The organism is Oceanobacillus sp. FSL K6-0127, assembly GCF_037983385.1.
GTDB lineage: Bacteria > Bacillota > Bacilli > Bacillales > Amphibacillaceae > Oceanobacillus > Oceanobacillus profundus.
Window position 1 is genome coordinate 1,261,556 of record NZ_CP150287.1, and the last position, 25,388, is coordinate 1,286,943.

Annotated in this window: 28 protein-coding genes; 20 read left to right on the top strand and 8 right to left on the bottom strand. The window is 38.1% G+C overall.

Features of this window, described 5'->3' with window-relative positions:
• Nucleotides 1–308 precede the first annotated feature (308 nt).
• The 5 genes from MHH64_RS06285 to MHH64_RS06305 form a co-directional block, all read right to left on the bottom strand.
• Nucleotides 309–1,880: a bifunctional UDP-sugar hydrolase/5'-nucleotidase gene (locus MHH64_RS06285; RefSeq protein ID WP_340002894.1), complete on the bottom strand. Its 1,572-nt coding sequence runs from the start codon at nucleotides 1,878–1,880 to the stop codon at nucleotides 309–311.
• Between the two features lie 71 nt (nucleotides 1,881–1,951).
• Nucleotides 1,952–2,752 carry a phosphonate ABC transporter, permease protein PhnE gene (gene phnE, locus MHH64_RS06290; protein WP_095311852.1) on the bottom strand — a complete coding sequence of 267 codons (801 nt, stop codon included), beginning with the start codon at nucleotides 2,750–2,752 and terminating at the stop codon, nucleotides 1,952–1,954.
• Nucleotides 2,752–3,567: a phosphonate ABC transporter, permease protein PhnE gene (gene phnE / locus MHH64_RS06295; RefSeq protein ID WP_118889736.1), complete on the bottom strand. Its 816-nt coding sequence runs from the start codon at nucleotides 3,565–3,567 to the stop codon at nucleotides 2,752–2,754. The genes phnE (MHH64_RS06290) and phnE (MHH64_RS06295) overlap by 1 nt, the downstream gene beginning before the upstream one ends.
• Nucleotides 3,564–4,340: a phosphonate ABC transporter ATP-binding protein gene (gene phnC / locus MHH64_RS06300; protein WP_118889735.1), complete on the bottom strand. Its 777-nt coding sequence runs from the start codon at nucleotides 4,338–4,340 to the stop codon at nucleotides 3,564–3,566. Before phnC ends, phnE (MHH64_RS06295) begins: the two co-directional genes overlap by 4 nt.
• A gap of 130 nt (nucleotides 4,341–4,470) precedes the next feature.
• On the bottom strand, nucleotides 4,471–5,424 hold the full coding sequence (locus MHH64_RS06305) for a phosphate/phosphite/phosphonate ABC transporter substrate-binding protein (RefSeq protein ID WP_095311858.1): 954 nt from the start codon (nucleotides 5,422–5,424) through the stop codon (nucleotides 4,471–4,473).
• Between the two features lie 324 nt (nucleotides 5,425–5,748).
• On the opposite strand from MHH64_RS06305, the gene MHH64_RS06310 reads away from it, so the two are divergent.
• The 4 genes from MHH64_RS06310 to MHH64_RS06325 all read left to right on the top strand — a co-directional run bounded on the left by MHH64_RS06310 (nucleotide 5,749) and on the right by MHH64_RS06325 (nucleotide 8,090).
• Nucleotides 5,749–6,204: a MarR family transcriptional regulator gene (locus MHH64_RS06310; protein ID WP_251660418.1), complete on the top strand. Its 456-nt coding sequence runs from the start codon at nucleotides 5,749–5,751 to the stop codon at nucleotides 6,202–6,204.
• Nucleotides 6,205–6,437: 233 nt separating this feature from the next.
• Nucleotides 6,438–6,719: a glutaredoxin domain-containing protein gene (locus MHH64_RS06315; protein WP_095311860.1), complete on the top strand. Its 282-nt coding sequence runs from the start codon at nucleotides 6,438–6,440 to the stop codon at nucleotides 6,717–6,719.
• Nucleotides 6,720–6,806: 87 nt separating this feature from the next.
• Nucleotides 6,807–7,235 carry a YppG family protein gene (locus tag MHH64_RS06320; RefSeq protein WP_095311862.1) on the top strand — a complete coding sequence of 143 codons (429 nt, stop codon included), beginning with the start codon at nucleotides 6,807–6,809 and terminating at the stop codon, nucleotides 7,233–7,235.
• Between the two features lie 138 nt (nucleotides 7,236–7,373).
• Nucleotides 7,374–8,090 (top strand): alpha/beta fold hydrolase, encoded by a 717-nt coding sequence (locus tag MHH64_RS06325; RefSeq protein WP_251660419.1) that lies wholly within the window; start codon nucleotides 7,374–7,376, stop codon nucleotides 8,088–8,090.
• Between the two features lie 155 nt (nucleotides 8,091–8,245).
• On the opposite strand, the gene MHH64_RS06330 is transcribed toward MHH64_RS06325, so the two are convergent.
• Complete coding sequence (locus MHH64_RS06330) at nucleotides 8,246–9,100, bottom strand: DegV family protein (RefSeq protein WP_303449144.1); 855 nt, start codon at nucleotides 9,098–9,100, stop codon at nucleotides 8,246–8,248.
• Nucleotides 9,101–9,203: 103 nt separating this feature from the next.
• Nucleotides 9,204–10,115, bottom strand: coding sequence for a DMT family transporter (locus tag MHH64_RS06335; RefSeq protein ID WP_095311866.1), 912 nt, complete (start codon nucleotides 10,113–10,115; stop codon nucleotides 9,204–9,206).
• Between the two features lie 583 nt (nucleotides 10,116–10,698).
• On the opposite strand from MHH64_RS06335, the gene MHH64_RS06340 reads away from it, so the two are divergent.
• The 3 genes from MHH64_RS06340 to MHH64_RS06350 all read left to right on the top strand — a co-directional run bounded on the left by MHH64_RS06340 (nucleotide 10,699) and on the right by MHH64_RS06350 (nucleotide 14,214).
• Complete coding sequence (locus MHH64_RS06340) at nucleotides 10,699–12,168, top strand: DEAD/DEAH box helicase (RefSeq protein WP_095311868.1); 1,470 nt, start codon at nucleotides 10,699–10,701, stop codon at nucleotides 12,166–12,168.
• Between the two features lie 149 nt (nucleotides 12,169–12,317).
• The gene (locus MHH64_RS06345) at nucleotides 12,318–12,797 is read left to right on the top strand and encodes a PH domain-containing protein (RefSeq protein ID WP_095311871.1); all 480 of its coding nucleotides are present in this window, start codon (nucleotides 12,318–12,320) and stop codon (nucleotides 12,795–12,797) included.
• Nucleotides 12,787–14,214: a PH domain-containing protein gene (locus tag MHH64_RS06350; protein WP_339317391.1), complete on the top strand. Its 1,428-nt coding sequence runs from the start codon at nucleotides 12,787–12,789 to the stop codon at nucleotides 14,212–14,214. Before MHH64_RS06345 ends, MHH64_RS06350 begins: the two co-directional genes overlap by 11 nt.
• 80 nt (nucleotides 14,215–14,294) lie before the next feature.
• Here the strand turns inward: MHH64_RS06350 and MHH64_RS06355 are convergent, their stop codons facing one another.
• Nucleotides 14,295–15,059 (bottom strand): rhomboid family intramembrane serine protease, encoded by a 765-nt coding sequence (locus MHH64_RS06355; protein ID WP_303449022.1) that lies wholly within the window; start codon nucleotides 15,057–15,059, stop codon nucleotides 14,295–14,297.
• A 676-nt stretch (nucleotides 15,060–15,735) separates the two neighbouring features.
• On the opposite strand from MHH64_RS06355, the gene acpS reads away from it, so the two are divergent.
• From acpS to MHH64_RS06420, 13 genes are all read left to right on the top strand, one after another.
• Complete coding sequence (gene acpS, locus MHH64_RS06360; RefSeq protein WP_095311878.1) at nucleotides 15,736–16,098, top strand: holo-ACP synthase; 363 nt, start codon at nucleotides 15,736–15,738, stop codon at nucleotides 16,096–16,098.
• A 67-nt stretch (nucleotides 16,099–16,165) separates the two neighbouring features.
• The gene (locus MHH64_RS06365) at nucleotides 16,166–17,695 is read left to right on the top strand and encodes an NAD(P)H-hydrate dehydratase (RefSeq protein ID WP_340002895.1); all 1,530 of its coding nucleotides are present in this window, start codon (nucleotides 16,166–16,168) and stop codon (nucleotides 17,693–17,695) included.
• Nucleotides 17,696–17,735: 40 nt separating this feature from the next.
• Nucleotides 17,736–18,770: an outer membrane lipoprotein carrier protein LolA gene (locus MHH64_RS06370; protein ID WP_095311882.1), complete on the top strand. Its 1,035-nt coding sequence runs from the start codon at nucleotides 17,736–17,738 to the stop codon at nucleotides 18,768–18,770.
• A 312-nt stretch (nucleotides 18,771–19,082) separates the two neighbouring features.
• Complete coding sequence (locus MHH64_RS06375) at nucleotides 19,083–19,367, top strand: antitoxin (protein ID WP_095311884.1); 285 nt, start codon at nucleotides 19,083–19,085, stop codon at nucleotides 19,365–19,367.
• A 4-nt stretch (nucleotides 19,368–19,371) separates the two neighbouring features.
• Nucleotides 19,372–19,734 (top strand): type II toxin-antitoxin system PemK/MazF family toxin, encoded by a 363-nt coding sequence (locus tag MHH64_RS06380; protein WP_095311886.1) that lies wholly within the window; start codon nucleotides 19,372–19,374, stop codon nucleotides 19,732–19,734.
• Between the two features lie 276 nt (nucleotides 19,735–20,010).
• Entirely contained in the window at nucleotides 20,011–20,874 is an 864-nt protein-coding gene (locus MHH64_RS06385) for an RsbT co-antagonist protein RsbRA (protein WP_240033796.1), read from the top strand.
• Between the two features lie 5 nt (nucleotides 20,875–20,879).
• The gene (locus tag MHH64_RS06390; protein WP_095311891.1) at nucleotides 20,880–21,236 is read left to right on the top strand and encodes an STAS domain-containing protein; all 357 of its coding nucleotides are present in this window, start codon (nucleotides 20,880–20,882) and stop codon (nucleotides 21,234–21,236) included.
• A 2-nt stretch (nucleotides 21,237–21,238) separates the two neighbouring features.
• Complete coding sequence (locus MHH64_RS06395; RefSeq protein WP_095311893.1) at nucleotides 21,239–21,640, top strand: anti-sigma regulatory factor; 402 nt, start codon at nucleotides 21,239–21,241, stop codon at nucleotides 21,638–21,640.
• Nucleotides 21,641–21,938: 298 nt separating this feature from the next.
• Nucleotides 21,939–22,952, top strand: a complete 1,014-nt coding sequence (locus MHH64_RS06400) for a PP2C family protein-serine/threonine phosphatase (RefSeq protein WP_340002896.1) — start codon at nucleotides 21,939–21,941, stop codon at nucleotides 22,950–22,952.
• Between the two features lie 120 nt (nucleotides 22,953–23,072).
• Nucleotides 23,073–23,405, top strand: a complete 333-nt coding sequence (locus MHH64_RS06405; protein ID WP_095311897.1) for an STAS domain-containing protein — start codon at nucleotides 23,073–23,075, stop codon at nucleotides 23,403–23,405.
• Nucleotides 23,405–23,881, top strand: a complete 477-nt coding sequence (gene rsbW / locus MHH64_RS06410; RefSeq protein WP_340002897.1) for an anti-sigma B factor RsbW — start codon at nucleotides 23,405–23,407, stop codon at nucleotides 23,879–23,881. The genes MHH64_RS06405 and rsbW overlap by 1 nt, the downstream gene beginning before the upstream one ends.
• Nucleotides 23,853–24,644, top strand: a complete 792-nt coding sequence (gene sigB, locus MHH64_RS06415) for an RNA polymerase sigma factor SigB (RefSeq protein WP_095311901.1) — start codon at nucleotides 23,853–23,855, stop codon at nucleotides 24,642–24,644. Before rsbW ends, sigB begins: the two co-directional genes overlap by 29 nt.
• A complete protein-coding gene (locus MHH64_RS06420) occupies nucleotides 24,641–25,258 on the top strand; it encodes a protein phosphatase 2C domain-containing protein (RefSeq protein WP_095311902.1) in 618 nt (205 codons plus the stop codon). The genes sigB and MHH64_RS06420 overlap by 4 nt, the downstream gene beginning before the upstream one ends.
• The last annotated feature ends 130 nt before the right edge of the window (nucleotides 25,259–25,388 follow it).

Genomic DNA, 25,388 nt, shown 5'->3' on the forward strand with positions numbered 1-25,388 from the left:
AATAAAGCACCATTCGACCTCGTTATAGCACCAAACGCCGAAATAAAGCACCATCGTCCCTCGCTAAAGCACCAAACGCTAAAATAAAGCACCATCGTCCCTCGTTATAGCACCAAACACTAAAATAAAGCACCATCGTCCCTCGCTAAAGCACCAAACGCTAAAATAAAGCACCATCGTCCCTCGCTAAAGCACCAAACGCCGAAATAAAGCACCATCCCACCTCGCTATAGCACCACTCTCCGAATCGAACCACCCTAAACAGAGCTAGTTTCTCATCCCCTATACACCTGATCCTCTCGAGGGAGTTATACAATCACTCGAAAGTTATCTTTTACGGTTGCTTGCACGGTTTTATGCTTTTCAAAGTATGCTCGTATCAACTCAACGGTATCCTTTTGAATTTCTTGAATAACGGGCTTATTTTTAAACATGTCGTAATTTCCTCCACCAGAAGCACGATAATTATTTAATACAACCTGATACGTCTTACTGTGATCAAGCGGTTTATCATGATAGGTGACAGCAGTTACACGTGAACCGACTGGATTAGAGGCATGAATGGTGTAATTTATTCCCTCCCACATATCATAATTGTAATGCTGCGGCTTCGGGTCAATATAACTTGGATTAACGGCTAGTTTATTGTCTAAAACAGTGAAGTATTCGGCGCTTTTTTCCAAGGCAGCTTTAATTGCTTCACCAGTCAATTCAAGAACGACAAGTGTGTTTGGATACATGTAGTTTGATACGATATCTCGCATGGTGACAACAGGTTTAAAGCCAGTTGATGCATTATTAAGAAGTGACGTAACTGAAATATCAACACCACTTTCCGCCATTTGTACATCCTGAATAAATTGGATAAATGGATGTTTTTTAACTCGTGCGTCAAATGGAGAGGTGATTGTCATATCCCCTTCAATGGATCCGATCGGCTGATCCAGCCACTGCTGTGTCGATGCCTCCATTTCCTGCATATAATCGATTATATCTGTGTTTGATTCCGTGTTTTCGAATGTATGAAGAGTGCCTCTCTTTTCGATAATCTTCCATTTTCCATTCTTTTTTTCTAGATCGATGTGAACTTCTCCATATACTTGTCCATTATTACCAGGCTGTAGAATTAGTATGTCATGAAGCATATCGTTTAATTGACGATGCTGATGCCCTGTTAAAAGAACATCAATCCCTTTAATTTGTTCGCACATTTGATATGCTTGGTTCTCCCCTGTGAAAGGCTCCGTTGGTTCACCAGTTTCTAAATCTCGCTCAAATCCGCCATGGTAAGAAGCAATGAGAACATCTGGATCTTCAACATCTCGAATCTTCTTAACCCAACCTTCTAAAGTGGTAAATGCATCTTGGAATTGAATCCCTCTAATATGTGCCGGTGCTTCCCAATTAGGGATAAAATGGGTTGTGACACCAACAATGGCAACTTTAATCCCGTTTTTCATCGTTTTTATAATATACGGAGGGCCAAACTTCGGTTCCATTGTTTCTTTATCCAAAATGTTTGCCGATACCCATGGAAAGCTAGATTGGTTGACTGCATCTGTTAGTATTTTTTCTCCAAAATTAAATTCATGGTTACCAACCACAGCAGCATCAATACCAATTCGATTCATAATTCCAATCATCGGATTCTCATGATGTTGATGTTTCTTTACATAATGTGTCATTAACGGTGTGCCTTGAATAAGATCTCCATTATCAACTACGATTAAGTTTTCTTCTTGTTGCCGAATTTGTTTCACAATGGTGGCATATTTGGCTAAACCAATTGGAGATTCCTCATTTGTTCCATACAAAATAGGCATTGCGTTGCCGTGAATATCACTTGTGTAGAGCAGTGTGATTGATGATTGCGTATGCAAAATAAAACATCCTTCCTACAGTAAAGATGTCCCAAAGGAAACCTTAGGGACATCGTAATTGTTATAACGTCTTAAACAATTTTACGTCTGATTCTTGCCGAAGCAAAGTCGATGATTGTGACGACAATGATAATCGCAAGTAAAATCGTACCCATTTCATTCCAGTTTCGGTTGCTGGATGCAAAGATAATCATGGTACCTATACCGCCCGCTCCTACGATGCCGAGAATGGAAGAGGCTCGAATATCTACCTCAAATCGATAGATAGCATAGGACAAGAATTCCGGTGTAATCTGCGGAAGCACTCCGTAAAATAGAATTTGCAGTTTGTTCGCACCACTTGCTTCCATTGCTTCAACAACATTCATATCTATGGATTCAATAATCTCCGAGAACATCTTTCCTAGCATCCCAGTCGAGCCAATTGCAATGGCTAGAACCCCAGCGAATGCATTTGGTCCTACAGCTACAACGAATAGGATCGCTAAAATGATGTCTGGAAATGCACGAACAGCAGAGAGTATCCATTTCCCGATTGTTGAAGCAATGACGCCGCCCATCATATTACGGGCAGCAAGGAATGCCAATGGAACAGCAATAACGGCTGCCATTAAAGACCCTGCAAATGCAATAAATACGGTTTCGAGCATGCTCATTGCTACATCACTAGTCGCCGCCCAATCCGGGCTGAACAATCTTGGTATCACGCGAGAGAAGTTATTTGCTGCACGTTCGATGGCACGTCCCCAATCAATATTAATACTGAGAAATGTCCATACATACATCGCGACGACTAGTATTGTGATACCGATATTTCTAATCTTTTTAAAAGCTGAATTTTTTGGTTTTGGAGGTAAAGAATAATGTTTCATTACAGCAATGCCTCCCTTATTTTCGTACTAATATATTCAATAACAATGACAACTACAAAGATAAGAATAATAATCATCATGGCATTTGGGTAATTATAAAAGCCCAGTTGCTGGTTTAATATTAAACCAATCCCACCTGCACCAACTAATCCCAGTACAACAGAAGCACGAATATTAATTTCAAAAACGTAAAGCACTAATGAAGTAAACTGTGGCAGCACTTGCGGAATTAATGCATACCAAATAACCTGTAATACGTTCCCGCCAGATGCTCGCATTGCTTCCAATGGATTCATGTCCACCGATTCAATTGTCTCACTTATTAACTTTGCTAATATCCCTAATGAGAAAATGATAAGGGCTAAAATTCCAGGAAATAACCCAATTCCAAATAGACCAACAAAGATAACAGCCAATACTAAATCAGGTATCGTCCGCAATAAATTTAAAAATGTTCGAGTAATGTAATATAATGGCTTAAATGTCGTAACATTTTGTGCCGCTAAAAGAGCGAGTGGAACCGTAAGAATTGCGGCAACGGTTGTAGCAATAATTGCCATTTGAATGGTTTCTACCATTGGTCCCCAAATAGCTGATATGACGGCTGTATTTGGCGGGAAAAACTTTTCAATAACTTGAAATACATTTTGAAATGCACCGCTAAAACCACCGACCATTTGCTGCTGGGTCCAAGTCATGCTAAATAAATAGATACCAAGCACAACAAAAAATATAACGGTTACTTGTATTTTTGTTTTAGCTGGATAGATGGATGGTACTTTTTTGGTAGTCACAGAATTGTTTTCGTTTGTCACGATTCGTCTGCCCCCCCACGCAAGTCATCCTCACGTATCGAACGTCCATAAATTTCCTCGAATGTGCTTTCTGAAACTTCAGAAACAGGCCCGTCAAATACAACCTCTCCTGCCCGCATTCCAATAATTCGATCAGCATATTCCATTGCCATATCAATAAAGTGCAGGTTAACAATTGTTGTAATATTATCTTCTTTATTGATTTTCTTTAAATAGGTCATGACTTGATGGGATGTTGGTGGATCGAGTGATGCAACAGGCTCATCTGCTAAAATGTACTTTGGTTGTTGAGTAAGTACTCTGGCAATGCTGACACGCTGTTGCTGACCACCACTTAACTCATCGGCTCGATTGTAAATTTTCTCTGCAATATTTACACGCTGAAGGCTTTCGTATGCTAAGCCAACATCTTCTTTTTTATGCAAATTGAAAATAGATCGTAATGTACTTGTATGACCAAGGCGGCCAGCTAGCACATTTTTAAGTACATTCGAACGCTTAACTAAATTGTAGTTTTGGAAAATCATCCCTGTTTTTGTACGGAGTTTTCTCATATCAGAACCGCGGTACTTCAGGATGTCCTCGTTATCAACGAGAAGGGAACCAGATGTTGGTGTAACCAAACGGTTAATGCTGCGGATAAACGTGGACTTACCGGCTCCAGATAAACCTACAATAACAACAAACTCACCATCGTTAATTGTAACGTTAATCTTTTTTAATCCCTCTGTACCGTTTGGGTACACAAGGCCAACGTCTTTAAATTCGATCATCGTATGTATTTCCTCCAATATAAATAAAGTGAAGCTTGTACAAGCTTATTGCTAGTATACTAGATTTTAAAATAAAAGTATTATGAAAATGTGAAAAAAGGAGGAGCTGCAACTCCCCCCTTCCTCTAGCTTAAAGTTCAATATTATCTTTGAATTTTTGGTACGTATCTTTTACAACCTGATATTCTTCGTCCGTTGCTTCGTCAATTTCATCCCAGTTGTATACTTCGTTCATAATTTCAATCATTTCTGGATCATCGTTAAATGATAAGAATGTGTCTTTAATTTTTTGCACAAATTCTGCGTCCAAATCTTTTGTCACGGAAATTGTGTCATTTGGTATTTCATCTGTATAATCAATAATAGTTAAATCTTCCATTACAGTTGGATATTCTTCCTCAAGCTCAGTACGTACATCGTCAAATGTAGTTGCAACGTCTGCATCACCTTCTAACACTGCAATTGCAGCATTATCATGGCCACCACTTTGGACTGTAGCACTGAAGAAATCACTTTCTAATTCAGTTGCAGTATCATAACCGAATTCTTCCATTAATTGATTGGCAGGGAATAGGTATCCAGATGTAGACCCTTGATCAGCGTATGCCCAAATTTTTCCTTCTAAATCTTCAAGACTCTCAATTCCAGAATCTGTATGAACTACATATTGTGCTTTATACGTACCTGATCCGTAGCGAATGGATTTTAGAATAACTTCAACATCATATTGCTCGTTAGCTAGAACATAACCGAACGCAGGAATAAAGCCAATGTGTACTTGGTTCGCTCCCATTGCTTCAACTAAAGCGTTATAGTTCGTCATAACTTCGCCTTGAACTTCAATCCCTAATTCTTCACCTAAACGCTCTGCTAATGGTTCAACTGTATTAGCAATGGTATCTGAGTCCTGTGATGGTACAAATCCCATAACCAATGTATCTGGAATCATACCTTCACTGCTTGCTGAATCATCACCGTTGCTGTTCGAAGATTCTTCACCTGAATCTGAATCGTCTGACCCGCCGCAGGCTGCTAATACTAGTGCTAATGCGAGAACAAGCAACAAGCTATAAAGTTTTTTCATGTAGACCCTCCTATGTATTGTAAAAATTGTGTTACATTTCTATTAAATAGTATTCTTATATAAAAAGCTAGTCATATTTTGGAATTTTACACATTATTTACAAAGCTTTAGTCCTATATTTTCGAAATATTAATTCATTAAAATGTAAGCAATTAAGTGTGGTGAAAGTTCAGACTTTTAATTATTGTTTTGAAACATTAATGGGCTAAAGTTCGTATAGATAGAGCCGATAAGAAATAGAGGACATCAACTGAATGAAAAAGTTGTATGTAATATAGATACTGTGTGAGTAGATAATTAAGATAACGAGAGAAGGGGACTGTCTTGACAGAGGAAACATTAATAGTGAAGAAACAAGATTCTTCACTGAAGCTTTTTGTTGTATTAGCAAAGGCATATCGAGCTATTATAGAACAAGCTGAAATGGATATTAAATCAAAAGGTTTGAACTTAACGGATTTTGCTGTATTAGAGCTGCTTTTTCATCGAGGAAAACAACCAATGCAAAAAATTGGGGATAAGATTCTAATGACGAGTGGCAGTATAACATATATCGTTAATAAGCTTGAGAAAAAGGGGTATCTCGTTCGAGAGGCCAGTCCTAATGATAGACGTGTAACATATGCAAGTATAAGTGATCAAGGCAGAGAATTATTAAACAGTATTTTTCCGGCACATTGGGAGAAACTTAAAACGATTATGAATGGTTTAAATGATGAGGAAAAAGACACTGCAATAGAGTTGTTAAAGAAGCTGGGAACCACAGTTAAGAAAATTTGATACTGTACTTGAACAATGAATCTCAATTAGTCATCTGATTAAGAGATTCTTTTTATATTTGAAATAACCTTTTTCCTTACTAAAATGCAATTACAAGCATGTTGTGAAGCAACGTTTTCTAGTAATATGATTGTTAAATTTCGCAAATGTTTTGGTTTATTGGAAGCCGTCACTGGGTATAAAAGTAGTATGGTAAATACTTGTTTTAGGCAAATTTTCAGGAGGAATCATTAATGCGTTATTCACATGTTACGGTATATATTAGTGACAATAATTTGAAGTGCGATAAGGTGCTATCATTGCTGGATAAATATAATATCTCCTATGAAAAGAAAAGTATAACAGCTGATCACGCGAATATGGAGGAACTTCAGGGGATGGGGGTCTATGGAACTCCAGCTACATTTATTGATGAGAACGACCCTATCCTTGGATATCAAGAAAGTAAAATCAAAAATGAATTAGGTATAAGTGATGATAATTCCGAATTTGGATCAAAAATCAAACGGTTTTAGAGAATAGCTGGCCATGTCATCTACACACTTTTTCACAATCGAGCATAAATTATTGTAAATAGGAAAACGAAAAAGAGGTGTGTACGAATGCACTATCGACCTTACAATCAACCACATTATTCCCCTCCAGTTAATCATAATCTGTACCCATATCACACATCCTATTCGAATCAGAACTGGAGCGGAGCGGAACAGCATCAAACTCCATATGACTTTTTTGCAAAGCCTGAGCTACCAAGTCAGTGGACTAATCAGGTCCAAACGAATGCGGAATTTGCGGATTCTGGAAGTAATCCTAATATGAATCCAAATGCCAATCATGATCCTAATTTTATGCAAAACATAAATGGTAATCCAGGACAGTCTGCAGCAAATCCGATGTCCTATTTCCAAAATGGAAATGGGCAGCTTGATTTTGACAAAATTATATCCACTGTAGGACAGATTGCAAGCACGTACCATCAAGTTTCTCCAATTGTACAGCAATTCAGTTCTCTAATTAAGAATATAAGGTAAGAGGTTGCGCGATAAGTGGATAATTATGGAGTAAAAGGGAATGAAATGTGAGCAAAAAGGAAGCAAAAACAAATAGAATATGAAAAAATTGAATAAGATATAGATAAGGGTGGGAGAGTGACCAAAGGAGAGCAGCATATGATTGGATGTTTAATAATACATGGATATACTGGCGGTCCTTACGAGGTTAATCCATTGGCTGATTTTCTAAAGGAAAATACAGACTGGCATATTGAGGTTCCAACATTACCAGGACATGGAAAAGAACTAAACTTAGAAGATGTTTCTTATAAAAAATGGATAATGGCTGCAGAAACAGAGCTGGAAAAACTGCAAAGTAAGTATGAAGAAATTTATGTAATTGGTTTTTCCATGGGTGGAATGATTGCTGCTTATTTGGCGGCTAAATATAAAATTGATAAGCTCGTCCTATTAGCGACATCTGGGAAATATTTAAATTTTAGACAGATCGGATTAGACATAGCGGAAGTTATTGTTGATGGGGTAAGAGGAAGTTTAGGGGAAAATAAACTTTACCAGCATTATAAAGAAAAAATAGGAACTGTTCCTTTTAAAGCCAATCTTGAATTCATGAAGCTTGTTCGGTTTACGCGCCGTTATCTAGATAAGGTTGATTCACCGGTACTTATTGCACATGGACAGCAGGATGGAATGGTGCCTTATAAAACAGGCTATTATTTAGATAAAGAAATCCACTCGGAAGAAAAGGAAGTTGTTTTTTTTGAACGATCCAGACATTTGATATGCCTTGGAGATGATAAGGACACGTTAAATGGTATGGTTTATGACTTTCTAGTAGAGAAAACAGAACAAAAAGAGGAAGCGCCCGGTTAGCGACGTACGGAGATGAGGGCGGTCTCGCTAGTCGTTGGGCGCTGGAGCTAGACGTGGCTGATTGGCAACTAAGTTATCCACTGCAATCAAATTTTATAGTTTTCTATGCGAGAACAAAAGCCTACTCCCTAAAGACGTTAGGGGGTAGGCTTTTATTAATCTCTAAAAAAGGCAATTACAAGTGCTCCTTCTCCACCATATGTGGAAATAAGAGGTCCAGTTTCTGTTAAATAAGCATCCTTGAAATTATACTTATTACGTATATTTGCTAACACATCCGTAGCTCGTTCGATGTCATTACAATGTGTCATAGAAATAAGTTTGTCTTCTACATGCTTTGTATATTCTCCGATTTGATCAACAAATCGCCGGATCGATTTTTTATCACCACGGATTTTCTCTGTCACTTCAATTGAGCCCTCACTGCTTGCACGCATTAACAATTTAATGTTTAATGTTTTAGCAATTTTACCTTTCACTTTATCGAGTCGTCCCCCTAGTACGAGGTTTTCTAACGTTTTTAAAATAAATAGAGTTGTCGTTTGCTCGACACGTTTCTGAAGGTGCTTCGCTAGTTGTTCATAGGAATATCCTTCGCTTAGTTTAACCTTTGCTTCATGAAGCAATAGTGCGATACCACAAGAAGCAGTTTTTGTATTGATTACTTCAATTTTTCTTTCCGGTTCTTCTTCAAGAAGCATTTCTTTTCCAAGCAGTGCATGATCATACGTACTGCTAAGCTCCTTGGAAAGACTCAACATAATAATTGGCTTCGCCGGATCCACTGCTTTATATGCTTCATAAAAGTCATTTGGACTTGGAGCGGCAGAGCGGGGAAGTTCCTTTAAATCTTTAACCTTTTGATAATAACCTGCTATATCTAATGTTATCCCGCTTTTATAGTGACCATCACTAAAGTGTAAGTACAATGGAACAACTTTAATATTTAAAGAATCATGTAAGCGCCCAGGAATATCAGCGCCACCGTCTGTCATTAGTTGAATCGTCATAAATTCACCCGCTTTATTATTAATAAGTTTTAGTATATCAGCATTTTGCGGAATAGGTATGGTTGAATTCCGAACGATATCCGACAATGCAATACTTTCCTAGTTACTGGTTGTTTTTCGTTGCTATCGTAACCTTTGTTTTTCTGGACGTGCTTACGATGAATAAAAACAGTCCAACTATAACAATGGTACCACCGAGAAATTGTGACCATGTAATTGTCTCGTTTAAGACAAGATATGCAAGAATAGTCGCCCCGATAGGCTCAAGCACAATCCCCATCGAAATGGTAGAGGTACTTACCCACTTTAATGCCCAATTGAATAAGCTATGCCCAAAGAATGTAGGGATAATCGCCAAAGCAATGAATGCCCACCAATGGTCCTGTGGATACCCAAAAAAGGAATTCCCCAGCACGATATTATAAAGAATTAACACGATGGAGCTAATGGCATAAACAATAAAGGTATAGGTGATAAGGGATAGGTGTTGTCTTGCGCTTTGACCAAATAGGAAATAAACAGTTACTGCGATTGCACCTAAGAGTGCAAGTATATCTCCGAACAATGCCATTCCGCCTAGTTGAAAATCTCCCCATCCAATAATGAAACTTCCAAAGAGAGCGATTATCAAACTTATAACCGCACCGTAGGAAAATCTTTCTTGAAAAAGTAAATATGTCCCAAGAAATGCGAAAATCGGCTGCATCGTTACAAGAACGACTGAGCTTGCTACTGAGGTATAATTCAACGATTCAAACCAAAGAATAAAGTGAAGTGCTAAAAAGATTCCCGCCAAAATAGAAAATAACCAATTTTTCTTAGAGATAAGCCGAAATTCATATCTATATTTCGATAAAACAATTGGTAACATGATAAGTACAGCAAACAGCAATCTATAATTTGCGATAATACCAGCAGGGGCGCTATTTGCAAGCTTTACTAGTACAGCTGAGGTAGAAACAGCCAGGACACCAATAGCAACTGCTGCATATGGGTTGAATGGAGGAAGTCGCATAAAAAACATCCTTTGCAAGTTCATTTGGCCAATCAATTTAAAGTTAGCCATGTATTTTAAAAAAAGAGGAAATGTGGTTTATAGGGTAAGCAAGGATAAAACAGAATATTACACTGTTCCATTCTAATTCCCAAATTATCCATTTTTATAAACTATAGTTTTTTATTAGAATACGAAGTGAAGCCGTACTTTCAATTTTAACATGGGAAATGAAAAAAATCATTTGGTGTGAAGTAGATATAAATGCATCATGTGTGGTATGATAGTTGAAGCATTAGTTTCGAGGCCTCTTACCACGTTAGGTGAAGCCTTTTTTGTACTTTAATATGAATAAAATATAATGATACGAGTTTAGGTCTTATATTCCCTATAAATAGCTGGTATTGTTTTTTACTTACGATTCAGCATATTATCCACGTTTCATTCTGCAGGCGGAGTGGTGGAATGAAAATGTGAGATTGTTACGTCAAAGACGGTTTATCTGCATGTCAGGCGGGAAGATTATTTAAAGAATAAAGTATGAGAAAAAATTCAGGGCCTCTTTTGCGAATAAATTTTCACAAAAAAAGGAGTCGACTATTAGGTGACAAAATTTAATGAACTAGGTGTATCAGCCTCAATTATGAAAGCTTTAGAAAAAATGGGGTTTGAGGAAGCTACACCAATTCAAGCAGAGACAATTCCATTTGCATTGGAAGGTAACGATGTAATCGGACAAGCACAAACAGGTACAGGTAAAACAGCTGCATTCGGTATTCCAATGATTGATAAAATTGATTCGAAATTAAGAAAGGTTCAAGGTTTGGTCGTTGCGCCAACACGTGAGCTTGCAATTCAAGTTGCAGAAGAATTAAACCGTTTAGCGAAGTTCACAGGTATTCGTGCACTTGCAATTTTCGGTGGGCAGCATATGGATCGACAAATCCGCGCTTTAAAAGATGGTCCACAGATTGTTGTAGCAACTCCAGGAAGATTAATGGATCATATGCGCAGAAGAACAATTCGTACGGATGCTGTACAAACGGCTGTATTGGATGAAGCAGATGAAATGCTGAACATGGGATTCATTGATGATATTCGTGAAATTCTAAAAAGTATTCCTGAAGATCGTCAAACATTGTTATTCTCAGCAACAATGCCAAAAGAGATTCGCAATATCGCTACAACGTTAATGAAATCACCAAAAGAAGTTAAAGTAAAAGCGAAAGAAATGACTGTTGAAAACATTGAGCAGTATTTCATTGAAATTCCTGAGAAATTTAAATTTGATACACTGAATAACCATTTGGATATCCACTCTCCAGAACTTGCGATTGTATTCGGCAGAACGAAAAAACGTGTGGATGAAATTACAGAAGGATTACAAGCAAGAGGCTACCGTGCTGAGGGAATCCATGGTGATTTAACCCAAGGTAAACGTATGTCTGTATTAAATAAATTTAAAGGCGGCCGTGTTGATGTACTTGTTGCTACAGATGTAGCGGCGCGCGGACTTGATATCTCTGGAGTTACACATGTATACAACTTTGATATTCCACAGGACCCAGAAAGCTATGTACACCGAATTGGACGTACTGGTAGAGCTGGACGTACTGGAGAAGCAATATCCTTCATTACACCACGGGAAATGGCGCATTTACAATTAATTGAAAAAACGACGAAAAGTAAAATGAAACGTCTTGTGCCGCCAACAAACCAAGATGCATTGCGAGGACAACAGCAAGTAACAATCGATAAGATCGTGAAAACAATTGAGAAAAAAGATCTAAAATCTTATCATGCAGCAGCGAATGATTTACTAGAAGATAATGATTCAGTATCTGTTATTGCAGCAGCACTAAGCTTATTAACAAAAGAGCGCAGAGATGCTCCTGTTAAAATCTCGTCTGTTGCACCAATCAGCGTGAAAAAAGCACAACGTTCTAAAGACAACAACCGTCGTTCCAACAATAAACGTTTCTATGGTCAACGTAGAGATGGTGGCGGAGGACGTGGCCAAGGTGGGGGAAGAGGTCGTAAAGGCAATTTCCAGCGCAGAAACCGCGATAAATAGTTAAACGAAAAAGCCCCTATTGGGGCTTTTTTTGTTGTGCTCAATCTGTTGAATATAATATATTTGAGTACGAATGCAGCAATATTGAAACTTTAATTTGCCTAAAACGTAAGTACCATAAGAAAGAAAAGAGAGGAGAATGAGGTTGTATGAGAGAGCCACCAATGAATACAATTGCCCCCGATGCGATAAAAGCTTGGAAATTAACAGGCGTTTTCTATGAAGGCTTGTTATGGTTAATTACGATTGCAGTTGCTATTATAATCTATCTATTTGACTGGCCATATTGGATTGGAATTGTACTTGTGATGATTAGTATTTTATCCACTATTTTTACTGTTTTTATCCTTCCTAAATTACGATTTAGAAAGTGGCGCTATGAATTATTTGAGCAAGAAATATACATACAGCATGGTATTTTAATAATGTCACGTACGTTAGTGCCGATGATTCGTGTACAGCATGTTGATACAAAGCAAGGACCATTTCTAAAAAAATATCAGCTTGCTAGTGTAACAATATCAACAGCAGCTACAACACATGAAATTCCTGCTTTGCGTGAAGAAGATGCGTCAGCACTTCGTGATCGTATCTCAGCATTAGCAAGGGTGGACGAAGATGATGTCTAATGGCCCGTCTTATCGGCTGCATCCAGTATCCATCCTATTTAATTGTATCAAGACGGCACGGGAAGGGATATTTTTAATTGTATTTGGTTTTATTACGTTTGATCGGTTCTACTTTATCCTTTTACTAGCTATTTTTTCATTATTAGGAATACTTTTAAGTGTTTTATCCTGGTATCGATTTACGTATCGACTGGAAGCTGGAGAGTTAAGAATTGAATATGGCGTTCTAATACGAAAAAAGCGCTATATCTCAATAAACCGAATCCAGTCCATTGACTTAACAGCAGGTATTATTCACCGTATGTTTAAACTGGTTAAGCTGCAAATAGAAACAGCTGGAAGCGGAAAGAGTGCAGAAGCATCGCTGAATGCTATAAAGCTCTCTGATGGTGAAAAGCTTCGAAATGCACTTAAGGGTAGAAAGGAATCGCATCCAGATATAGAAATAGAAGGGCAAGAGGAGTTGGTCAATCCTTTACGTGAAATCACTCCGAAGCGCCTTTTGCTAGCTGGCGTAACATCAGGTAGTGTTGGTATCATTATGGCATTTGCAGCTATTGCTTTTTCTGAGCTAGAGCAATTTATTCCAGAGCATTTCTATGATCGGACATTTGATTGGATAAGTGAGTTAGCAATTGCATTCATAATTGGACTAGCGATCGTCGTATTATTGGTATTTTGGCTGTTAGGCATTGCTGGGACAATGATAAAATATGGGAAATTTGCAATTACCAAGGTAGGTGATGAGTTATTCATAACAAGAGGGCTGTTAGAGAAAAAGCAAATAACAATTCCGCTTAAACGAATTCAAGCAGTTGGGATAGCTGAAAGTGTTATCAGGCAGCCTTTTGGATTTGTCACTGTATTTGTCGAAGTTGCAGGGGGGGCATTAGATAGCGGTGAAGACTTTTCTACGGTTTTATTTCCAATTATGAAAAAGACGGAGATTGAGTCGTTTTTACAGGAATTTTTGCCGGGTTACTCGATGGAATCAGTGCATTTTACTCCCTTGCCTAAGCGAGCAATGAAATTCTATTTGATTCGTGCATGTGTATCTATATTAGTACTTGGGATAGTGGCAACCTACTTTTATCCGCAATTTAGTTGGCTTGCAGTAATTGTCTTGTTAGTAACTTTCCTGCTTGGGTTTATGCGTTATCAGGATGGAGGCTTCTCTGTAGAACCAGAACGGGTTATTATTCGATTTCGTGGATTTAGCAGGAAAACAATGTTGCTTTATCACAAGCGTATTCAAGCATTTGAGAAAAAACAGCATCCGTTCCAAAAAAGAGAAGGACTGGCAACGATGAAACTATCGATTCTTGGAAAAAACGGAACAGGCAAGCATTATAGACTCAAGGAGCTGGAAGAGGAGCATGTTGATAAGTTAGGAGACTGGTACTCGTATCGAGAATAGCAAATACAAGTCAGTACGTTATCTAAGAAGTCGGCATTAAAGGGAAGTTTTCCTTAAGGCCGACTTCTTAACTTTTTCTTTTAGAATCTGCTTAATAATCCTAGTAACACCAGAATTCCTAAAACAATCCAAATGATATTTTTCTTTAATTGCGACGGAATCCTTCTTTTCTTATTCCAACGATTTGGATCAAACTGGATAGAATCATCGTCATCATAGCGGTATCTCCTTCGCCTCCACGGTGAATAGCTTTGGACATTTATTAAGACAAGAGGAGCGATTGCGAAGCCGCCAATAAATCCAAAGATATGTGCATAAATGTTAATATTGCTTCGTAGGAAGGTCATCGCCAACCCGATAATTAAAATCGTCATTACGATTTGAGAACTTCCTTGATCAATAAGATGTTTTCGAAATGAAACCATAAAGGCGTATATCCCGAATAAACCAAATACAGCTCCAGAAGCACCAAGATGAAAATAATTTAGGTCTTCGAACATATAAGTAGCAATGTTACCGATAATACCTGCTCCGAGGTATGCAAGAAGAAATTTAACTTTACCGAGCATTTGCTCTAAGGCAGGGCCAAATAATGCAAGTGAAAATGAATTGAATAAAGCATGCATTAAATCCCCATGCAAAAATATTGGTGTAACAAATCTCCAATAATCACCAAGGTAGATCATGAAATTACTTCCGACTCCCCATTGATAAATCTCTCTGCCGATTGGCAGCTGAAGTAAATTAATTATGATCCATAGGATGAGATGAATAGTAATTAGTGTAGAAACAACTGGATAAGATTGAAAAAACTCTTTTAAACTTCTTTCGTTACGGATAAACAATGTAGGTCCCCCTGCATATTGGATTATTTTTTTGCATATTAACATCGCTTTTGAAGTAAAATCAATGTCACGTAAATTATTTTCTGTTAGAAAAGTTTGAGTAGCGCCGACCGTCCGGGCTCGCTTCGGGCGGAAGCTTTCCGCGGGCACGGCTTCAGCCTCTCCGGAAGAAAACCACTTCCTACGAGTCTTCAGACACGTGCTGTTCCCGCAGGAGTCATCGCCCTACGCTCACCCGGACTGGTGACAGCAACGACATTTTTCTCGTGGATTCCACTATTAGAAGTTCGTGAAGCAATACTAGCGGAGGAAATACACGTAGACTCCTGCGGGATACGTGACCAGAGTGAGACTCTGAAGAACGGAGTTCAAGGAGGCTCACGGGTCACCCGCGGAAAGCGAAGTGTAATTCCGTAGCGGGTATACGTACAATCCATCATTGTAAATCACGCCGCCGCATTTTATACCTTTTGTGTAAATAACAATCTTTATCTTTACCAAGTCTGTTAAGAAAGAAACATTCTAAGTGTAAATCAATGAACTTTATTTTTAGTCGTGCGAAAGTGGAGTAGATAAGTTACTATTACTATAATAATACGTAATTTCATTTAATATGACCAATCTAACATGCGTTGAAATACTATTGAATTTATAGAAGAAAGGGTAAGGATTAATAATGATTAAAGGAATCGGAATGGATTTAATTGAATTAGATAGGATCCAAGCTAGTATGGAACGAAATAATAGGTTTGTCGATCGGATCTTAACTGAAAGTGAAAAAAAAATATATCAACAACTTACATCACCAAAACGTCGCGTGGAGTATATTGCGGGCAGGTTTGCGGCAAAGGAGGCTTTTGCTAAAGCGGTTGGTACCGGAATTGGGCGTTTGAGCTTTCAGGACATGGTTGTAATGAACGATGAATTTGGTGCTCCATCTATTGCTGTGAAGGGGTACGAGGAGGATATAACTATATTCCTTTCCATCACGCATAGTAGGGATTACGCAGCGGCTCAAGTAGTAATAGAAGAGAAATGAACTTCGGATACATTGCATAATTAGCAGGTTTGTCTCATATATTTTACTGCGGGTAGGAGGGAACGAATTGTATATTGTCACCGCAAAGGAAATGTACGATATTGACGATTACACGATAAGTGAAATTGGACTTGAAGGAAAATTACTGATGGAGAATGCAGGACGAGCAGTAAGTGAAAGGGTCATAAAGCTGATAAGAGAAACAGAGCCTGTCTGCATTTTTATTGGCGCGGGTAATAATGGCGGAGATGGTTTTGTTATTGCAAGGGTATTGCTTGATAAAGGTTATTTAGTCCAAGTTGTACAGGTCGCTCCGGATGACAAAATTACAGGTGATGCTCTCTTTCATAAACGTGTATTTATTCAATGCGGAGGAGAGGTTAGCTACCTCACGGATCTTGATTTAATACGTGAAAAGGTGGAACGTGTACACGTTGTAATTGATGCAATAATTGGTATTGGCGTAAAAGGAGTATTGAGGGAGCCTATCCAAGAGATTGTTCGCATTATTAATCATTCAAAAGCTTGTGTTATATCCGTTGATATTCCATCTGGCTTACCAGCTGATGAAGGAATAGGAGAAATTACTTCTATCCAGGCGGATTATACGTTTGTCATCGCTGCAGCAAAAGAAAGTTCCTTCATGGTTGATACAGCAGATTTTTATGGGCAGTGGGAAATCGTACCAATTGGTATACCGAATTTCGTATTCCAGAACAATACTGCAAAGAGACAATGGGCAGAGGAGGATTTCGGAAAAACAATCCCTTCCCGTAATGTACATGCCCATAAAGGAAGTCATGGTAAAGGGCTTATTATTGGAGGTTGTTCAGAAATGCCAGGTTCGCTTGCGATGGCTACGAAGGCCGCTTTAAAAGCAGGTGCTGGCTTGGTAGCGGCTGGAACAACCGAAAAAGTCATTTCTATGATTGCTGCGATGTGTCCGGAAGCAACGTATATGATATTGCCTGAAAAAGATGGCTATATTACAGGTTGTACTGCATCACCTATAAGTAATTATGATGCAATTGCAGTTGGGATTGGATTAGGGAGAAGAGAGGAAACCAGGCATGTAGTTGCAGAACTCCTTAACAATTCACCCTGCCCACTACTTATTGATGCAGATGGACTTTATCACCTAAAATACCAGCTTGAAATGTTGAAACAACGAAGCGAGCCAACGATTATAACACCACATCCAGGTGAAATGGCTATGCTTTTGGGTATTTCAATTTCTGATCTTTTATCAGCACCTTTTCATTACACGCGTGATTTTGCAAAAGCTAATAGAGTTTATATTATTTTGAAAGGAAAGCATACCATCATTACATCGCCAGAAGGTAGACAGGCTGTGGAATCTAGTGGAAATCCAGGTCTTGCAAAAGGAGGAACCGGTGATGTGTTAACCGGAATTTCACTTGCCATGATGATGCAGCAGCAAGAATTATTTGATGCATTGTGCAATGCCTGTTTTATTCATGGAAAGTCTGCAGACATACAGATCGAAGAGAAGCAAACGTATTATGATTTGATGGCCACAGATGTTATCGATGGTATTTCGAAAGTATATCGTGCATTTCCTTGTAAACGTGTGTGACGTTGTTCCCTTTGTTAATTGAGACAAGGGAGATATGTCGATGAAAAAGTTATTTTCGTATCGGATGGCTTGTATTTTAGCCTTATTAATAATTGTATTAGCTGCTTGTGGGGAGAAATCGCAAGAAGATGTTGTTGCACAATTACAAAAAAATGTAGAAGATATGTCGGGATATAAAGCAGTTGCAGAAATGTCAATGAACACCGGACAAGAAGAGCAGAAGTTTAATATAGATGTATGGTATAAAGAGGGAGATTATTATCGAGTAGCTTTGGAAAATGGCTCAGAACAAAATGAGAGTCAAATTATTCTTAAAAACGATGATGGCGTATTTGTTTTAACACCGGCACTTGATAAAAGCTTTAAATTCCAAACAGAGTGGCCCGATAATAGTAGCCAACCGTATCTTTATCAGTCTCTTATAAATGATGTGATGAAAGATTCCGAAGCACAATTTGAGACAACTGACACGCATTATATTTTCCGGACAAAAACAAATTATCAAAGCAATAGTAATTTGCCTTTCCAAGAAATCCATTTTGATAAAAAATCCTATGTCCCAACGATGGTGAGAGTTTTAGACAAAGATAACAACGCATTGGTTGAGGTGAGCTTTTCTAACTTTGATATGGACCCTGCGTTTGAAGATGATGATTTTTCAATGGAAAAAAACATGGGTAGCAGGGATGCGGATACTACTACCTCCGCTGAAGCAGAAGGAGACGATGCTGAAACGGAAGAATTAGCAGTGTACTATCCTTTATATACTGCAGGTTCAGAAGTTTTGGAGAAAAGGGAAGTTACCATGGATAATGGTAAAAGGGTTATTTTGACTTATGATGGAGAAAAGAATTTTACCTTAGTGGAGGAGCGAAATCAAACGGCTCCGGTTTCAGCAACTCCACAGGAAGTGCAAGGAGAAATTGTGAATTTAGGTCATGCGATAGCAGCACTTTCTTCAAATGCAATAGAGTGGAGCTATAATGGTGTTGACTTTAAACTGGCAAGCGATGAATTAACACAGGAAGAAATGATTCAAGTAGCTCAATCCGTTCAAGGGCAAGCAGCAAAATAACAACAAGACAGTCATTTGGCAGGCTCATAAAAGAGGAGGGTCTGCTTTTTTGTTTTTTTACTCGTGGTTCAAAGCAAAAAGTCAAAATTTAAAAAGCGGGCATGTTATACGTTCAGTCGCATATATATTACAGGAGTGCTATTGAGAAATTAAGTCAAACCACTTTTATATTCCCGACTAAACAGATATTAAACGACAAATATACGGATTTTTTTTATAAAAACTCCAGAACCCTTTGCAATCGGCCGAATTCAATGCTATTATTAAATAGAATTTTATCGATCGTTTAACAGTTGTCGGAGGTGTATGGTTTTGTCGGAAAGCTTGCAGGAGATATTAGTTAAGTTACCAAAGAACCTATTGAATGAGGTGGATGGATTAATGAAATATGAAAATAGCGATTTAAGCGATTTTATATGTAAAGCAACACAAAATTATCTAAACCACAAGAAAGAGGAGCATATTCAGCGATTTCACGAAAACATGCAACGTGGATATGAAGAAATGGGTCGAATTAATTTAACGATAGCTTCAGAAGCCTTTCAAGCCGAAGAGGAGGCTGAAAACACCCTTGAGCGCTCTGTGATCGGGGTGTAATAATTTGATCGTTCAAAGAGGCGAGGTATATTTCGCTGACTTATCCCCTGTAGTAGGATCAGAGCAGGGAGGCGTACGCCCTGTATTGATCCTTCAAAATGATATTGGAAACCGTTTTAGTCCCACGGTGATTGTTGCAGCAATTACTGCACAAATTCAAAAGGCGAAGTTGCCTACGCATGTAGAAATCGATGCAAAGCGGTACGGATTTGACCGCAACTCGGTAATACTACTAGAACAGATCAGAACGTTGGATAAGCAGCGCTTAACGGATAAAATAACAAAATTAGATAATGAAATGATGACAAAAATAAACCAAGCTTTAGAAATTAGTCTTGGACTGAAAGACATTTATAGCAATAACTAATGATGCCCTTATCTAACTGAGAAAGGGTATTTTTTGTGTCGTTAGCCAATTATAACCAGGGATTTATTACCAAGGAAATATAGGTATTTCGAATCAAATGCTAAGAAAGCGTGTCAGACGGAGGGAAATGGCGTTATGTAAAACTTTTTGAAGGATTATTTGTATGTTAAAATAGATGATAGTTTATAGATGTATCCGTACTATTTTGATTTGCACTTTTAATATGAACGTGTAACAATATTCGTGACATTACCAGTTGATTACGGAGGGAAGATGATGGAATTCAAAAGGTTACTGATTGAGAATAGTGATTCAATTGTACAAAAATGGATGGAGGAAATCGAATCACTTAAGGATAGCAACTATACTGCGACAATATCAGACGAACTATATGAAAGCACAAACCGTGAGTTTGTTAATGTTATTTTTACCAGCATTCGAAATGAAGGCTCCACGAAAGCGGTGGAGGATTTCTCTGAAAAAATTATTAACCTCGGATGGCCATTAAGTTATATTACAGACGGTTTGCAAATATTTAGGAGAGTATCTACTGAATATTTAATAACGCAATCGGAAGTAGTAGATTCTAACTTTTTCACTGAACTATCATCGAGTGTTAATGAGTGGGTAGAACCATTGATACGTGAATTAGTGAATGAATACTCTGGAAGCTGGGAACACATTGTTTCCTTGCAACGAGTAGCGTTACAAGAGTTATCTGCACCACTTATTCCAGTTATGGAAGGTATTACAATTATGCCGTTAATTGGAACGATTGATACTGAGCGTGCAAAATTAATAATGGAAAACCTGTTAGAAGGAGCTATAAAGCATAATTCAGAGGTTGTTTTAATTGATATTACTGGGGTTCCAGTTGTTGATACAATGGTAGCTCATCATATCATACAAGCTGCTGAAGCTGTAAGGTTGATTGGCTCAACATGCATCCTTGTGGGGATTCGTCCAGAAATAGCGCAAACTATTGTGAACTTAGGAATCGATTTAAGTAATTTCCCGACGAAAAGCTCCTTAAAGAAGGGATTCTCAACGGCCCTAGCGATTACTGGTAGACATGTAACAGACCTGAATGTAAAAGAAAATAACATTGAGAAAATGATGGATTCTTTACGAGGAGAGTGAGATGAATGCGAATTCCGATTCTGAAACTACACAATTATTTATTGATCTCGATTCAGACGGAAATAGATGATCAGACAGCAATACAATTTCAAGAGGATTTATTAGATAAAATTCATAAAAGTGGTGCGTCAGGTGTTGTTATTGATTTAACATCTGTTGAAATCATTGATTCATTTATTGCAAAAGTATTAGGTGACGTAGTTTCAATGTCAGATTTAATGGGGGCAAAAGTAGTTTTAACTGGAATTCAACCTGCTGTAGCGATGACACTAATTGACTTAGGTATTCATTTAAAAAATGTACCTACAGCATTGGATCTTGAACAGGGGCTCATTAAGCTGCAACAGGAACTGGGGGTATAATAATGGAACCACAGTCCTGTGTTAACATTCATAAAGAGTGGGATATCGTTGGTGCGAGACAGCTTGGTCGTGAAATGGCTAAAAACCTTGGATTTGGTACAGTCGATCAGGCAAGAATTGCAACTGCGGTATCAGAATTAGCTCGAAATATATACTTATATGCCGAACAAGGGCAAGTTTGCTTTGAAATAATCGACTCAATCGAGCGCCGAGGGTTATGCATGATGGCAATTGATTCAGGACCTGGAATCGCTGATATTGGTCAGGTTATGCAAGATGGCTTTACAACTTCCGGTGGGCTTGGCGCAGGACTTCCAGGTGTTAAGCGGCTAATGGATGAATTCGATATTCGTTCAGAAGTAGGAGAGGGAACAAAAATAATAGCGACAAAATGGATTCGTTAATTAAGGGGGCGGTGTTTGTTAGCTAGGCTAATAAACACCTTTCTTATAAGTGCGTGTTTAAAAAGGAGGATGAAAAGGACCGAGAAGTTCGAGGCGGTGACACTTTAAGTACCGGAACGTATGCAATTAATACGTGAGAACGGGCTTGCACAGGATGTGCTGACTTCTACGTTGCCCACTGGACGTGGGCGGTTTTAGCAGAAGGTCTCCTACGATGTGTCATTTTCACCGGACTTTTTGGACAACCTCTGTAAATAAAAAAATACTTCCTGTTATTTGGCTTTTAGGGGGAATCGAGATGGAAGAGCTTATTAAACTACACGCTTCAACGTACAAAGAGTTATTAAAGAACTATGTAGATACACAAGATGAGCGAGCTTTGTATGGTGTTGAGAAGGTCACGAAAGCTTTTATTAAAGAGAATATATTACCAGAAGAAATTGTCAACCTTCATATTGATGCGATGGAGGAAGTGTCGACAAAGCTTAATAAGGATTACAAACATTCAATGAATTTTTTACTAGAAGCGATGATTTCTTATGGACTTGCAATGCAAGAAATTCAAATGCTTCGGGAAGAAAAGCATGTACTTGAATCCGAAATTTCTGTTGCAGCAAGCATGCAAGAAACACTTTTAGGAACAACGAAGCCGTCTATTGAGGGATTAGATATTGGGATAGTCAGTGTTCCCGCTCATCAAATGAATGGAGATTATCACCATTTTATAAAAGGTAAAGACGGTTCATTAGGAATCGCAATTGCAGATGTCATCGGAAAAGGTATCCCGGCAGCCTTATGTATGTCGATGATAAAATACGCGATGGATAGTTATCCAGAGGAATCAATGAGTCCAAAATCGATATTAAAAAATTTGAACCGGGTTGTAGAAAGAAATGTTGACCCCAGCATGTTTATAACGATGTGCTATGCTCAATACTTGCCTTCAGAACAAAAGCTTCGTTATTCCTCAGCCGGGCATGAACCGGGCTATTATTATAATGCAAAAAATGATACGTTTAAAGAAATAGATGCAAAAGGGCTTGTTTTAGGCGTATCCCCGGATTCGGAATACAGTGAGTACGAATTAGTGATTGAAAAAAATGATATGATTATTCTATTGACTGATGGTGTAACAGAGTGCCGAGATGGAGAAAGGTTTATTGAAAGTCAGGAGGTACTCAGCATCATTAGAAAATACGCCTATTTACCAGCTCAAGAAATGGTAGATAATGTGTACAAGCATTTTGAGCGGTTACAGGATTTCCAGTTGAGAGATGACTTTACATTACTTATTCTGCGAAAAAAGGTTTAGCTTTTTAAAATAACGGGTAATACAAGAGTTATGAAGAAAAAATGGCAGTTCTATCAGATGATCAATGTCGAATAGAGGCATGAATGTACTACATAGTGATAGACGTATGGGAGGTAAACCATGAATTTAACAGTTAATGTAGTTGAGGAAAATGAAAAGTCTGTTTTGAATGTATCGGGTGAAATAGATGCTTATACCGCTCCAAAATTAAAGGAATCTTTACTTCCCTTAACGAAAAAGGAAAAGAATAAAGTAGAAGTTAATTTGGAGAATGTTACGTATATGGATAGTACGGGACTAGGAGTTTTTGTTAGTGCCTTAAAGTCTACGAAAGAAAATAATAGCACGTTAACATTATTAAATTTACAAGACCGTGTACTTCGTATTTTTAAGATTACAGGATTGGATGAAGTGATTACGATTAGAGCGGCGATTCGAGGTGGAAATGAGTGATGGAAAGATTTGATTTTGTCGAGTTAAAGATCCCTGCGGAAGCGGAGTATGTGGGTGTTGTTCGTTTGACAATGTCTGGGATTGCAAATAGAATGGGTTTTTCTTATGAGGATATTGAAGATTTAAAAGTTGCAGTTTCAGAAGCGATAACGAATGCAGTTACACATGCTTATAACGATACAGGCCAAGGTGAGATAACGATTGGTTTTGGAATCTATGATGACCATTTGGAAATTATGATTGCGGATCGTGGCAATAGCTTCAATATGCAGAAGGTAAGAGACGAAATAGGACCATATGAACGGGACGAACCCATTGAGAACCTTAGAGAAGGTGGGTTTGGATTATTTTTAATTGAGGCTTTAATGGATGAAGTGCAGATCAATAATAATTACGGTGTCATTGTACTAATGAAAAAGTACCTTAGCGAAAAAGAGGTGGATTTTGATGGCGACCAAGTCTCAACCACACAATAGAGGAAGAGACGAGGTATACCAATGGATTGAACATCTCCAAAAAGAGCCAAAAGATGAGGAAATTCAAGAGAAAATTGTGCTGACTTATAAGGATTTGGTAAGCTCCATTGCTAGGAAATATTCCAAGAATAGTGCAATTCATGAAGATTTGGTGCAAGTAGGGATGATTGGGTTGTTGGCTGCTGTCAGAAGATATGATCCAACGTTTGGCAAGTCATTTGAATCCTTTGCAATCCCAACAATCATTGGTGAAATCAAACGATTTATTCGTGATAAGACATGGAGCGTTCATGTACCTCGTCGTATAAAAGAATTGGGACCGAAAATAAAAAAAGCAGTAGATGAATTAACAACAATGAATCAGAAGTCTCCAACTGTACATGAAATCGCGGAATATTTGGATGCGTCTGAAGAGGAAATACTGGAAACGATGGAAATGAGTAAAAGTTATAAAGCATTATCTGTTGACCGTAAGATTGAAGCAGATTCAGATGGTAGCTCTGTAGCTATATTAGATTTAGTAGGAAATGACGAAGCAGGATACAACAATATTGATCAAAAAATGTTGATTGAGAAAATTTTCCCTATCTTGTCAGAACGCGAACAACAGATACTAGAATGTACGTATTTTAAAAATATGAGCCAGAAAGAAACAGGTGAATTATTGGGAATTTCCCAAATGCATGTTTCCAGACTTCAAAGGCGTTCTTTGAGAAAGCTTCGCGAAGCAATACAGTCCGATAAAACGGAGGTTTTCGATTGAACGGGAACAGTAAAGTAGAAGTATCTGTTTTTCAGAAAGCTAAAAAAGGTAATTATCTTTGTGGCGATAGTTATTTTTATACAGAAACGGAAAATGAATTTGTTTGTGCGTTAGCAGATGGTTTAGGTAGTGGTGAATTTGCAAAGGAATCTTCACAAATTGTTATCAATATTATCCGAGACAATATTGGAGCGACAGTGGAGGAATTAGTTAAAATATGTAATGCTAGGTTAATGGGAAAACGTGGGGTTGTACTTGGAATTTTAAGGATGGACTATCGTACGAAGATATCTGCGTTTTCCTCCATAGGTAATATAGGTATTATGTCGATTACAACGGATAGAAAAAAAAAGCGAAATATCCCAAATGCGGGTTATTTGGCTGGGTACCATCGGCCGTTTAAAGTCATGACACAAAAGCTTGAACCTGGGATGACTTTTGTCATTTTTTCTGATGGCGTATTGGATAAAGAATTATCGCAGCACTTTTTTATGAATAAAGATGTTCGATGTATTACAAAAGCATACGAACAGACAAGTGATAAAATTAGAATGGACGATACCACGCTAATTGCAGTGAGATATATAGCAGAGAAACAACTTTTGGCTGACTAAAACATAAAGTCAGCTTTTTTTGTTACTTAGAGAATAAAGTTTGAATACTGTGGATAATTTAGTAATCTAAACGGCCACGTGGACGAAGCATCAAACGACTAGCGATACTTCCCTCATCTCAATGACGCGA

What these genes read in the sequence shown, in the direction of transcription:
- phnC (WP_118889735.1), bottom strand. Translation starts at nt 4,340, where the DNA reads ATGATCGAATTTAAAGACGTTGGCCTTGTGTACCCAAACGGTACAGAG.
- MHH64_RS06395 (WP_095311893.1), top strand. Translation starts at nt 21,239, where the DNA reads ATGGAACCACAGTCCTGTGTTAACATTCATAAAGAGTGGGATATCGTT.
- MHH64_RS06345 (WP_095311871.1), top strand. Translation starts at nt 12,318, where the DNA reads ATGAGAGAGCCACCAATGAATACAATTGCCCCCGATGCGATAAAAGCT.
- MHH64_RS06320 (WP_095311862.1), top strand. Translation starts at nt 6,807, where the DNA reads ATGCACTATCGACCTTACAATCAACCACATTATTCCCCTCCAGTTAAT.
- MHH64_RS06350 (WP_339317391.1), top strand. Translation starts at nt 12,787, where the DNA reads ATGATGTCTAATGGCCCGTCTTATCGGCTGCATCCAGTATCCATCCTA.
- MHH64_RS06385 (WP_240033796.1), top strand. Translation starts at nt 20,011, where the DNA reads ATGGAATTCAAAAGGTTACTGATTGAGAATAGTGATTCAATTGTACAA.
- acpS (WP_095311878.1), top strand. Translation starts at nt 15,736, where the DNA reads ATGATTAAAGGAATCGGAATGGATTTAATTGAATTAGATAGGATCCAA.
- MHH64_RS06390 (WP_095311891.1), top strand. Translation starts at nt 20,880, where the DNA reads ATGCGAATTCCGATTCTGAAACTACACAATTATTTATTGATCTCGATT.
- MHH64_RS06325 (WP_251660419.1), top strand. Translation starts at nt 7,374, where the DNA reads ATGATTGGATGTTTAATAATACATGGATATACTGGCGGTCCTTACGAG.
- MHH64_RS06335 (WP_095311866.1), bottom strand. Translation starts at nt 10,115, where the DNA reads ATGCGACTTCCTCCATTCAACCCATATGCAGCAGTTGCTATTGGTGTC.
- MHH64_RS06305 (WP_095311858.1), bottom strand. Translation starts at nt 5,424, where the DNA reads ATGAAAAAACTTTATAGCTTGTTGCTTGTTCTCGCATTAGCACTAGTA.
- phnE (WP_095311852.1), bottom strand. Translation starts at nt 2,752, where the DNA reads ATGAAACATTATTCTTTACCTCCAAAACCAAAAAATTCAGCTTTTAAA.
- MHH64_RS06370 (WP_095311882.1), top strand. Translation starts at nt 17,736, where the DNA reads ATGAAAAAGTTATTTTCGTATCGGATGGCTTGTATTTTAGCCTTATTA.
- sigB (WP_095311901.1), top strand. Translation starts at nt 23,853, where the DNA reads ATGGCGACCAAGTCTCAACCACACAATAGAGGAAGAGACGAGGTATAC.
- rsbW (WP_340002897.1), top strand. Translation starts at nt 23,405, where the DNA reads ATGGAAAGATTTGATTTTGTCGAGTTAAAGATCCCTGCGGAAGCGGAG.
- MHH64_RS06405 (WP_095311897.1), top strand. Translation starts at nt 23,073, where the DNA reads ATGAATTTAACAGTTAATGTAGTTGAGGAAAATGAAAAGTCTGTTTTG.
- MHH64_RS06315 (WP_095311860.1), top strand. Translation starts at nt 6,438, where the DNA reads ATGCGTTATTCACATGTTACGGTATATATTAGTGACAATAATTTGAAG.
- MHH64_RS06400 (WP_340002896.1), top strand. Translation starts at nt 21,939, where the DNA reads ATGGAAGAGCTTATTAAACTACACGCTTCAACGTACAAAGAGTTATTA.
- MHH64_RS06330 (WP_303449144.1), bottom strand. Translation starts at nt 9,100, where the DNA reads ATGACGATTCAACTAATGACAGACGGTGGCGCTGATATTCCTGGGCGC.